The 9,969-nt window shown below is 60.8% G+C and carries 11 protein-coding genes, 1 tRNA gene and 1 pseudogene; 3 read left to right on the top strand and 10 right to left on the bottom strand.

The features are described from left to right. The 8 genes from FCK22_RS11560 to FCK22_RS11525 all read right to left on the bottom strand — a co-directional run. The coding region (locus FCK22_RS11560; RefSeq protein ID WP_169306077.1) for a transposase at positions 1–222 on the bottom strand (222 nt) is incomplete at its 3' end. A gap of 30 nt (positions 223–252) precedes the next feature. Beyond that, entirely contained in the window at positions 253–1,896 is a 1,644-nt protein-coding gene (locus FCK22_RS11555) for a DEAD/DEAH box helicase family protein (protein WP_248646506.1), read from the bottom strand. Positions 1,897–2,109: 213 nt separating this feature from the next. Further along, a tRNA-Phe gene (locus tag FCK22_RS11550) sits at positions 2,110–2,184 on the bottom strand. Positions 2,185–2,299: 115 nt separating this feature from the next. Then, on the bottom strand, positions 2,300–2,491 hold the full coding sequence (gene yacG / locus FCK22_RS11545) for a DNA gyrase inhibitor YacG (RefSeq protein WP_067268003.1): 192 nt from the start codon (positions 2,489–2,491) through the stop codon (positions 2,300–2,302). Continuing rightward, on the bottom strand, positions 2,488–3,522 hold the full coding sequence (locus FCK22_RS11540; RefSeq protein ID WP_067268004.1) for a ribonuclease E/G: 1,035 nt from the start codon (positions 3,520–3,522) through the stop codon (positions 2,488–2,490). The genes yacG and FCK22_RS11540 overlap by 4 nt, the downstream gene beginning before the upstream one ends. Continuing rightward, a complete protein-coding gene (locus FCK22_RS11535) occupies positions 3,519–4,097 on the bottom strand; it encodes a Maf family protein (protein ID WP_067268006.1) in 579 nt (192 codons plus the stop codon). Before FCK22_RS11535 ends, FCK22_RS11540 begins: the two co-directional genes overlap by 4 nt. Before the next feature lie 89 nt (positions 4,098–4,186). Beyond that, the gene (infA, locus tag FCK22_RS11530; protein ID WP_005978431.1) at positions 4,187–4,405 is read right to left on the bottom strand and encodes a translation initiation factor IF-1; all 219 of its coding nucleotides are present in this window, start codon (positions 4,403–4,405) and stop codon (positions 4,187–4,189) included. Between the two features lie 81 nt (positions 4,406–4,486). Continuing rightward, positions 4,487–5,362, bottom strand: a complete 876-nt coding sequence (locus FCK22_RS11525; RefSeq protein ID WP_067268007.1) for a carbon-nitrogen hydrolase family protein — start codon at positions 5,360–5,362, stop codon at positions 4,487–4,489. Positions 5,363–5,525: 163 nt separating this feature from the next. On the opposite strand from FCK22_RS11525, the gene FCK22_RS11520 reads away from it, so the two are divergent. Together FCK22_RS11520 and FCK22_RS11515 are read left to right on the top strand one after the other, a co-directional pair. Next, a complete protein-coding gene (locus FCK22_RS11520) occupies positions 5,526–6,521 on the top strand; it encodes a LysR family transcriptional regulator (RefSeq protein ID WP_067268009.1) in 996 nt (331 codons plus the stop codon). 6 nt (positions 6,522–6,527) lie between these two features. Beyond that, entirely contained in the window at positions 6,528–7,226 is a 699-nt protein-coding gene (locus tag FCK22_RS11515; protein WP_067268011.1) for an NAD-dependent deacylase, read from the top strand. A 21-nt stretch (positions 7,227–7,247) separates the two neighbouring features. Here FCK22_RS11515 and FCK22_RS11510 read toward each other — a convergent pair whose 3' ends face one another. Beyond that, a complete protein-coding gene (locus tag FCK22_RS11510) occupies positions 7,248–8,888 on the bottom strand; it encodes a BCCT family transporter (protein ID WP_067268013.1) in 1,641 nt (546 codons plus the stop codon). A gap of 255 nt (positions 8,889–9,143) precedes the next feature. After that, positions 9,144–9,443 carry a 50S ribosomal protein L28 gene (gene rpmB, locus FCK22_RS11505; RefSeq protein ID WP_067268014.1) on the bottom strand — a complete coding sequence of 100 codons (300 nt, stop codon included), beginning with the start codon at positions 9,441–9,443 and terminating at the stop codon, positions 9,144–9,146. A 269-nt stretch (positions 9,444–9,712) separates the two neighbouring features. Between rpmB and FCK22_RS19310 the strand changes: the two are divergent. Then, positions 9,713–9,969, top strand: a pseudogene (locus FCK22_RS19310) (CDP-alcohol phosphatidyltransferase family protein); the annotation flags it as partial.

Raw genomic sequence — 9,969 nt, 5'->3', positions numbered from 1 at the left:
CTCCTTGAGAATGCGGTTCTCTCGCCGAAGCCGTTCATTCTCCCGGGCAAGTTCCAAGTCCTTGTCAGGCACCACATTGGTGTCACGATGCGCCGTCACCCACTTGTTCAGCGTCGATAAGCCAATACCCAAATCTGAGGCAACTTGCCTGCGTGTCAGCCCGCTTGTCAGCGCGATCCGCACCGCATCAGCGCGGAATTCGTCCGTGCGTTTCGTTCCCATAGTTCGTCTCCTTTGCTGCAATAAATGCTATCAAAGGAGCGGCATCAAACCGTGACACGTCCAGCACGTGTTGTCGCCTGCGTCCGCCTTTAGCCAGTTGAGCATTTCCTCCCGCGAGCTGGCGTTGTAGCTGCCGTCGATATGGCGAACTTCGGTGCTTAGATGACGGTCGTCGTCGATCAGGTCGTTGCTAACGTATTCGTCGACAACCTGCGTGAACTCATCTTCGATGATCTCGGATTTCTTGATGCTTTGGCAGAAGGCCAGAGCGCGCTTCATGGGGCGCGGGTCAAACTCCAAATCCTTCGCGAGGTCGCTTTTCGTCAGCGCCTTATAGCACCCGATGATTTTCGTCGCGTCATCCAGTGTCAGCTCTGGGCCGTCCTTGAGGCGGTTTTGGATGGTTTGAGAGACCAAGCCTTCGTCAACAGCAAGTACGACGACCTTGTAGTCTGTGAGAAGCTGGTTCTCCACCGCCCAACCAAAGCCACGATGGAAGAGGTCTTTGCCGAACTTGGTTTCGTCATCCATCGACGCCAAGCGGGCGTCGTAGTCGTCTGCCTTACGCTTGGCCGTATCAGCAAAGATACGAGGCGTCGCGGTCATATAGAGGCGCTTCTTTGCCGCGACATAGTCGTTGTCGTGGATGCGAACAAAGTTGCTGTCGTCCTCATCCTTCAGTGTAACGCCTGTGGTTCGGTGTGCCTCGTCGCAGATCACCAAATCGAACTCTGGTAGTTCGTGGTTCTTTTGGGCGCGCGTAAGAACGTCAATCGAATGGTAGGTCGAGAAGACTACCGTCATCTGATCTGAGGGTGCGGATAGGACCTGACGAGCAAGTTTTTCAGGGTCTGTCGTCGCCGGGAAGGCCAGATCATGCACGTTTAGATCAAGACTGTCAGCGTCAGTTCTTCGCCCCACCTTCGAGTCAGAACAGGCAGAAAATGCCGTGAACACGTCTTCGCTGTCGTTCTTCCATTCCCGGACGGTTTGGGACATCAGCGCAAGCGATGGAACCATGAAAAGAACGCGCTTTCCCGACCCTGCCAGAGTTTCCGCAATTCGTAGGCCTGTGAAGGTCTTGCCCGTACCGCACGCCATGATCAGCTTGCCGCGATCTGCGGCTTCCAGCCCTGCCTGCACTTCACGCAATGCGTCTTGCTGGTGATCTCGCAGTTGTTTCTTGGGTGCTAAACTAACTGTGCCAGAACGAATAAACTGGGACCAATCAATGCGGCTTGCCTCAAGTTCGGCAACGCTAATGCGGTTCCAATCCTTTGAAAGTTTACCCAGCGTTTCCCGCGTGTTGCGGCCTAACTCTTTAAGAGTTGTATCCGCGATGACCAATCGGGTGAACAGATCATTGGATGCCGCCGAAATGAAACTGTCTATATCGGTTTTCTGAATGCTGTGATTGGGCGCGTAGAACTTGCACTGAATCGCCGCATAGCCTGACCCGTCAGACAGCGTTCCAACAAGATCGATACCGGTGTCCGCGTTGCTCCAGCCTTGAGACGTCGCCCAATCGGCGAACGGCTCAACCTTTGAATAGTACTGACGTTGAGTGTCGTCGTTTTCCATAAATACCCGAACAAGGCGTTCAAAATAGTCGCCCTTTTCGCGTTCGGTCCGCGCTGACGCGCGATACTCATCCAAAATGTCTTGTAGAAGCACCTGCAGCGACCTCAGCTTATTGATTTTGTTGTTATGGCTATTCGCCTTACCGTAACCCTAGCGTGCGTTGGGCGGACCGTCTAGCAAACCGAGACAGCGGGCGAAATGAGTGCCGCCGAAAACTACAGACGGCGAACCGTACATAGAGCTGTACATAGCAACAATCGGCACACCGCCTAGGTTGTTGTTTTTTATAGCGTATTCTATGATGAATGGTGCCCGGGGGCGGAATCGAACCACCGACACGAGGATTTTCAATCCACTGCTCTACCCCTGAGCTACCCGGGCACGGGTCACCTCTTTCGAGGTCGGGTGAGCGGGTTCTAGGACCTGTGGCGCGGGGTGTCCAGCCCCATTTTGCCCTGAAACCCACTTCTTTTCAAAAAACGCAAATTTTCCTGTGTTAATGGGGCTTTGCGGGGCGGTCTTGTGCCGCTTCGGCGGCGTCGATGGCGGCTTCCACGTCTTCGGGGTCGCGCGAGGGGACGGCGTAGCTGCCGTTGAACCAGCGGCCCAGATCGATGTCGGCGCAGCGGCGCGAGCAGAAGGGGCGATGCGCCTTGACGGTTTCGGCTTTGCAGATCGGGCAGCTCATTGGCCTGCCCCTGTCAGCACCTCCGCCAGCACCGGGCGGGCGCGTTTGCGTTGCAGCTCGTAATGGCCCAGAGGCGTCCAGCCGACCAGCGTCGTATCCACATCGTCGGCGCGGAAAGCGGCGCGCAGGGCGCTTTCAAACGTCCGGCGGTCCTTCTTGGGCATGGGCGCAAGGTCGAGCGTGATCTGCCCGCCCAACCCGCGCAGACGCAGGGCACGCGGCAGCGCTTTGGCACAGGCCATATTGGCCTTCACCCCGGCGGCGAGCGAGGCATCGTTGCCGGTGTTCACATCGACCGCAACCAGCGCACGTGTCGGCTCCACAAAGATCGACGCGCCGCCGCCGAGCGGCACCTGCGCCGAGGCCACGCGGTCGAGCTCTTCCAGAACGCCGTGGTCGTCAAAACCACCGACCTCGGTCACCACCTCGGCGGGCGCGGTCCAATCGCGCCAAGCGAGCAGATGCGGGCCATCGCCTTCGCTCAGCACCTCCATCTGTTGCGCGTCATCATTGGCCACGGTATCCGCCAAGCTGAGCATATTGGCGATATCCTCGGCGATATCCTCCGCATCGGCACCGGCGCAGGAGGACCGCAGGATCAAGCCCAGATCGGCCCCGCCCGCCACCTCATGGGCGATTTCGAGCAGCCGGTCGCGCTCTTCCTCGTCCTTGATGCTGCGCGAGATGTTCAGCCCCGGCGCATCCGGCGTCACGATGGCATAGCGCGACTTAAAGAGCAGCTTATTGGTCACCGGGATCGCCTTGCCCGGCTCGGCATGGCCCGAGACCTGCACGAGAATCGTCTGACCCGGGGCCAGCCCCTTGATCTGACGCAGGAACGCCGGGCCATCGGGGGTCTTGAGGAACATGCCCCCCTGCCCCTTCACCGGACGATCCGCAATCGCGCGGTAAACGGTGCCGACGCGCGGCCCGTCACTGTCGATCAGAAAATCATCCAGCTTGCCGTCCACCATCAGGGCGGCGGCCTCGATATCACCGAGATGGTCGAGAATAATCGTACGGCCCTTCATGGCGTCCTTCCGTCAAATGGGTAACCTGCGGCTTGCAGCAGGTTCGCAGCCTCGGCCAATGGCAGGCCGACGATTGCAGTGAATGAGCCGCTAATCCATGGGATCAGCGCGCCCGCGGGGCCTTGGATACCATAGCCGCCCGCCTTGCCGCGCCAATCGCCGGTGGCGAGGTAACGGCGAATTTCGGGCTCGGACAGAGATTTCATCTTCACATTGCTCTGCACATCACGCTGCCAGAGCTTTTCGCCGCGCTTCACGGCGACGGCGGTGACCACCTTATGCCGACGGCCCGACATCAGCCGCAAAAAGGCTTCGGCCTCGGCCTCATCCTCGGGCTTGCCGAGGATGCGCCGGCCAAGCGCCACGGTGGTATCGGCGCAAAGCACGATATCCTCCGCCCCCGCGGGCACCGCCGCCACTTTCTCGCGCGCCATTCGGGCGCAATAGGGGCGCGGCAGCTCGGCCTTATGGGGGGTCTCGTCGATGTCGGGGGCGCGAATGGCATCGGGGGTCACGCCGATCTGGGCCAAAAGCTCCAACCGGCGCGGCGATCCTGATCCAAGAATGAATTGCATCTTATGGGCCTCTTTGCCTGAGGCCGGCGGCCCGGTCGGGGCCGCGCACGGCCCCGCCTGCGCCGCGCAACGCGCGAACGCGGTGCCGCTTACTTGAAGCGATAGTTGATCCGACCCTTGGTCAAATCATAGGGTGTCATTTCCACCTGAACCTTGTCGCCAGCCAGAACACGGATGCGGTTTTTCCGCATCTTGCCTGCCGTATGCGCGATGATCTCATGGCCGTTTTCCAGCTCGACCCGAAACGTCGCGTTAGGCAGGAGTTCCTTCACGACACCGGGAAATTCGAGCGTATCTTCCTTGGCCATGGTCTCTCCTTGAGCACAAAACCCTCCAAAACGAGGGCGCAGGCTTAAATGGGCGCATTTTTGCGCTTTTTCAAGGGGGATTCAGCGCAAAGCGACGTTTATCGCCTTTCCGTCGCGGCCAATCTGGTCTTGCCAGTCCCTTCGGTTAAGCACGATGCCATCCGCGCGCACCTCGGCGACCTGCGCCAAATCGGCGTCCGCCACGGTCCAGCCGGGGGCGTTAACCTCGCGCATGCCCAAAATCCCCGTGGGCGGGAAGCCGCGATCCGGGGGGCAGAAAATCCCGCCCGCGCCATAGGATTGCCCCAAAGCCTCGGACCAATCGGCCTTGCCTACGACCGAGGACATGGCGGTGATGCACTGATTCTCAAGCGCCCGCGCCATGGAGCCGATGCGCACCCGCCAATAGCCCGCGAGCGTTTCGGTCACACTGGGCACGCAGATCACATCACATTCCGCCAGCGCACGGCCCAGCAGGGGAAACTCGCTGTCATAGCAGATGAGAATCCCGATCTTGCCAATGGCCGTGTCAAAGACCTGAAGCGCATTGCCCCCGATCACACCCCATTCCTCGCGCTCGAAACGGGTCATGATCTGCTTGTCCTGCACGCCGATCTGCCCCGTGGGCGTGATCAGCCGGGCACGGTTGACCGGGCGGCTCTCAGTCGCTGCGGGGCCTGAGCCGGCCACGATATGCACGTTATGCTCGGCGGCGAGTTTCACATGCAGCCGTTCCGCCTCCTCAAGCTTGTCCGACACCGCAAAGAGCGACCGTTCCAAATCGCCCGCCACCTCGGCCCCGTCGAGCGTCGCCAGTTCCATCGCCGCATATTCAGGAAAAACCAGCAGTTCCGCCCCCTGCACTGCCGCCTCGGCGACCCAATGGGCCAGTTTGTCTTCGTATTGCGCCCATGATGTCAGAACATCGAGCGGATAGGCGGCTGTGGCGATCTTCATTTGAATGGCTCCTAGTTTCCGCGCAGTCTGCGCAGCTTTACCGATGGCTTCAAGACCGGCAGCACCGCTTTCGTGGAACCGCCCGAGAGGCTGCCGCTCGCTTGGGCAAAGGCTTGACCTGACCCGCGCGGGGTTTCACAAGATCCGAAAGAGATGGGACCATATGCTGAACAAGGGCATCACCCTGCGGGGCATCGAAGTGTTTGAGGCGCTGGCGCGGAGCGGGTCGGTGGCGCAGGCGGCCGAGGCCACGGGGCTCAGCCAGCCCGCCGTCAGCCAGCAGATGCGCAACCTCGAAGCGGCCATCGGCGCGGAACTGGTCGACCACACCCGCCGCCCCATGCGATTGACCCCAGCCGGGCAGATGTTCCTGCGCCGGGCCGAACAGGCGCTCAGCGAATTGCGCCAAGCGCAGAGCGAAGTCACGGTGATGGATTTGGCCCATCTGGAGGCGCTGAACCTCGGCGTGATCGACGATTTCGACGATGACCTGACCCAGCGCCTTGCCACGATCCTTGGCGACAGCCTGACCGGCTGCCGCTTTCGGATGATCACCGCGGGCAGCAATGAATTGGCCGGGGCACTGCGCGACAAAAGCCTGCATATGGCACTCTCGGCGCAGATCGACGAACCGATGGCGGGGGTTCTGGAATATCCGCTGGCCCGCGATCCGTTTATCCTCGTCACCCCCGCGGGCACCTCTGCCGATCCCGACGCCCTGCTGCGCGGCGCCACCGATCTGCCCTTCCTGCGCTATGCCGCCGATCAGTTGATCGCGCGGCAGATCGAGGCGCATCTTGCATCAGAGAGACACAACCTGCCCGCCCGTTTCGAGATTGGCAGCCATCTGGCCCTGATGGCCATGGTGGCCCGCGGCATCGGCTGGGCGATGACCACGCCCTTGGGATACATGCGCGCCGCCCGTTTTCACGACCGCCTCGCCGCGCACCCCCTGCCCGCGGCGGCACAGGCCCAACCGCCTGCGCGCACCATCTCTCTCTTCGCGGGCGCGGAATGGTCCGGCCCCGTGCCGCGCGACATCGCCCAGACCCTGCGGCAGTTGATGCAGACCCATATGATCGCCCCCGCCATCGCGCAATTGCCCTGGCTGGCCGACGGCTTTCACCTGCTTGAAGACATGGACCCTATCGGAGAATAATGCCCCATGACCAAGATCGTGATCCTCACCGGCGCGGGCATCTCTGCCGAAAGCGGGCTTGAGACCTTCCGCGCCTCAGATGGCCTCTGGGCGCAGCACCGGGTCGAAGACGTGGCGACGCCCGAAGGTTTCGCCCGCAACCCCAAACTGGTGGTCGACTTCTACAACGCCCGCCGCGCGCAGGCCGCCGAAGTGGCCCCCAACGCTGCGCACCGCGCCCTTGCCCGGCTGGAGGCCGAGTTGCACGGCGAGGTGGTGGTGATTACCCAAAACGTCGACGATCTGCACGAACAGGGCGGGTCGCAGCAGGTCATGCATATGCATGGCGCGCTCAAAGGCGCGCTCTGCGCCGCTTGCGATCACCGCTGGCCCGCGCCCATGGTCATGGCACCGGGCGATCCCTGCCCCGCCTGCGGTGCCCCCGCCGCGCGGCCCGATATCGTCTGGTTCGGTGAAATGCCTTATGAGATGGACGCGCTTTTCGATCATCTGGCCGAGGCGGATATCTTCGCCGCCATCGGCACATCGGGCAATGTCTACCCCGCTGCCGGTTTCGTCGCCGAGGCCCGCCGTGCCGGGGCGCATACGATTGAGTTCAACCTCGAACGCTCCGCCGTGGGCAATCAGTTCGCCGAACATCGCATCGGGCCTGCCAGCCAGACAGTGCCGGAATGGGTGGCCGAAGTGCTTGAGGCGCGCCGCTAACCACCGGCGCGCCACAGGCCGTCAGCGCGGTTCGCTGCGCAGCCCTTTGTAGATCGTGTAACACATCACCAGCATCAGAATCGCGAAGGGCACCCCCGTCGCGGTGACCCCGGCCTGCAACGCCGACAGCCCGCCGCCGATCAGCAGCACGATGGCGATCAACCCTTCGACAATGCACCAGAAGATGCGCTGCGGCACCGGGGCGTCAATCTTGCCCCCCGCCGTGATCGTATCGACAACCAGCGACCCCGAATCCGATGAGGTGACGAAAAACACCAACGCCAGAAGGATCGCGATGGTCGACGCGATCTTGGTAAAGGGAAGCTCATTCAGCATCCCGAAGAGCGAGAGTTCCGGCGAATAGCTGTCGATCACATTGGCCTTGACCAGCGATGTCTCAGGGCTGGCAAGGATCTGATCGATCGCGATGCCGCCAAAGACGCCCATCCAGATGAAGATGATCAGCGACGGGATCAGCAACACGCAGATAAAGAACTCCCGCACCGTGCGCCCGCGCGAGACGCGCGCGATGAACATGCCCACGAAAGGCGCCCAAGAGACCCACCACGCCCAATAGAACGCGGTCCAGCCTTCGCGGTAGGAATCATCCTCCCGTCCGAAGGGATTGGAGAGCGGGATGATCTCTTGCGTATAGGCCAACAGACCGGTCCAAAACCCGTCGAGCCCCACCAGCGTCGGGCCGACGAAAAGCACGAAGAGGAAGAATAGGACCGCCACGATCATGTTCACCTCCGACAGGATCTTCACCCCGCCATCCAGCCCGCGCCAGACCGACACCAGCGCCACGGCGGTCACCAAGAGAATGATGATCACCTGCACATTGGTCGAAATCTCAAGCCCGAAAGCGAAGTTGAACCCTGCATTGGCCTGCTGCGCGCCAAGGCCAAGCGATGTGGCAAGACCAAAGAGCGTCGCGAAAACCGCCAGAATATCAATGATATGCCCCGGCCAGCCCCAGACCCGGTCACCCAGCAGGGGGTAGAAACAAGACCGGATCGAAAAGGGCAGCCCCTTGTTATAGGTGAAGAGCGCCAAGGCTAGCGCCATGATCGCATAGACCGCCCAACCGTGCAGCCCCCAGTGATAAAAGGTCGCCGCAAGACCCATGGCGCGGGCAGCCTCCACATTCTCGGGAATGATCGAGCCATCCTCGGCAATCGGTAGGGGCACCCCCAACGGGCCGGAGACGTTCATATGATACACCGGTTCGAGCACCCCAAAGAACAACAGGCCAATCCCCATGCCCGCGGCAAAAAGCATAGCGAACCACGCCAGATAGGAATATTCCGGCACGGCCTCTTGCCCGCCGAGCCTGACCTTTGAAATCGGCATGAAAATCAGCGCAATGCAGAACAGAACGAAGATGTTCACGATGATCATGAACAGCCAATCCAGCTTGGTCGTGGCGAAATCGCGAACGGCGAGGAAGACCACCCCGGCCTGATCCGGGAAGAGCATGGTCAGCAGCACAAAGGCCACCGCCGTCAGGCCCGAGACCATGAAGACCGGGTTGTGAATATCAAAACCCAACGGGCCGAGGGATCCGTCGATATTGTCTTGGCCGACCTCGAAATCAGTCTCAATCTCATTCATATCGGGTGGCGTAGTGGAACTGGGCGTGCCGGGTGTGGGGTCGGTCATGGAGTCTCCGATCTTGATGCACTGTCTGAACCCCGCTCGGCAGGTAGCATGGCCAGAACAACAATTGTCGGAAGATCAATTAGCGCGCCTTTCCAAGGTTTCCCGAATAAAAACATGCCCCTGCGCAAGAAAATTACCCCGAGCCGCCACGGCCCTAGCCCCTGATAGGCCGGAAACCCTAACAAAACCCTAAACCCAAAACGAAAAAGGCCCCGATCCTTTCGGATCGAGGCCCCAATCTCTATGCGATAAGCCTTAGCTCAGCACATCGGCTGTCGCGCTGGATTTCGCGATGGCCTTTTTGATTTTCAACGCGTTGTCGGACAGTTCAACGTCTTTGGCTTTTGCCAGGAACTTGTCCAGACCACCACGGTGGTCAACGCTGCGCAGGGCTGCGGCAGAGATGCGCAGCTTGAACGCGCGGCCCAGTGCTTCGGACTGCAACGACACGTCGTTGAGGTTCGGCAGGAACCGACGGCGTGTACGGTTGTTGGCGTGGCTTACGTTGTTGCCCGTCATCGGGCCTTTTCCGGTCAATTCGCAACGGCGCGACATGGGTTCATCCTTTTGCTGTTGTGTCTTTCCAGCGATCCGGAAACACACATAACGTGGGGGCCGCGCAGAGCCGACCCTGAATTGGTTCGCTGGCTTTAAGGGGAATCGCGCTAGCCGTCAACCCGGTGCGCGGGACTTGGCCATATTTCCTGCGCCCGCCGCCGATCGCGTCAAGCATAGCTGCCCCGCCCTGCCCCGGCTACGCTGGTTTTTGCCATCGGGGCCAGAGTTTCCTTTGCATCCCCCCGGCGGATTTGCGATGCAGACGCATGACCATACAGATGCGCGCCCTCTTCGTTCACCTTTTCACTGCCACCGGAGCAGTGCTGGCCATGCTCGCCATGCTCGCCGCCGTGGAAGAGAAATGGGACCTCATGTTCCTATGGCTGGTGATCGCCTTTTTTCGTCGATGGCATCGACGGGCCGCTGGCGCGCAAATATGATGTGAAGACCAACGCGCCTGAGTTCGATGGCGTCTTGATGGATCTGATCATCGATTATCTGACTTACGTCTTCATCCCGGCCT

The organism is Sulfitobacter sp. 15WGC, assembly GCF_005068605.1.
In the GTDB taxonomy this organism is placed as follows: Bacteria; Pseudomonadota; Alphaproteobacteria; order Rhodobacterales; family Rhodobacteraceae; genus Sulfitobacter; species Sulfitobacter faviae.
This window is presented reverse-complemented; position numbering and strand designations above follow the sequence as displayed.

What these genes read in the sequence shown, in the direction of transcription:
- yacG (WP_067268003.1), bottom strand. Translation starts at nt 2,491, where the DNA reads ATGAGCTGCCCGATCTGCAAAGCCGAAACCGTCAAGGCGCATCGCCCC.
- FCK22_RS11540 (WP_067268004.1), bottom strand. Translation starts at nt 3,522, where the DNA reads ATGAAGGGCCGTACGATTATTCTCGACCATCTCGGTGATATCGAGGCC.
- FCK22_RS11535 (WP_067268006.1), bottom strand. Translation starts at nt 4,097, where the DNA reads ATGCAATTCATTCTTGGATCAGGATCGCCGCGCCGGTTGGAGCTTTTG.
- infA (WP_005978431.1), bottom strand. Translation starts at nt 4,405, where the DNA reads ATGGCCAAGGAAGATACGCTCGAATTTCCCGGTGTCGTGAAGGAACTC.
- FCK22_RS11525 (WP_067268007.1), bottom strand. Translation starts at nt 5,362, where the DNA reads ATGAAGATCGCCACAGCCGCCTATCCGCTCGATGTTCTGACATCATGG.
- FCK22_RS11520 (WP_067268009.1), top strand. Translation starts at nt 5,526, where the DNA reads ATGCTGAACAAGGGCATCACCCTGCGGGGCATCGAAGTGTTTGAGGCG.
- FCK22_RS11515 (WP_067268011.1), top strand. Translation starts at nt 6,528, where the DNA reads ATGACCAAGATCGTGATCCTCACCGGCGCGGGCATCTCTGCCGAAAGC.
- FCK22_RS11510 (WP_067268013.1), bottom strand. Translation starts at nt 8,888, where the DNA reads ATGACCGACCCCACACCCGGCACGCCCAGTTCCACTACGCCACCCGAT.
- rpmB (WP_067268014.1), bottom strand. Translation starts at nt 9,443, where the DNA reads ATGTCGCGCCGTTGCGAATTGACCGGAAAAGGCCCGATGACGGGCAAC.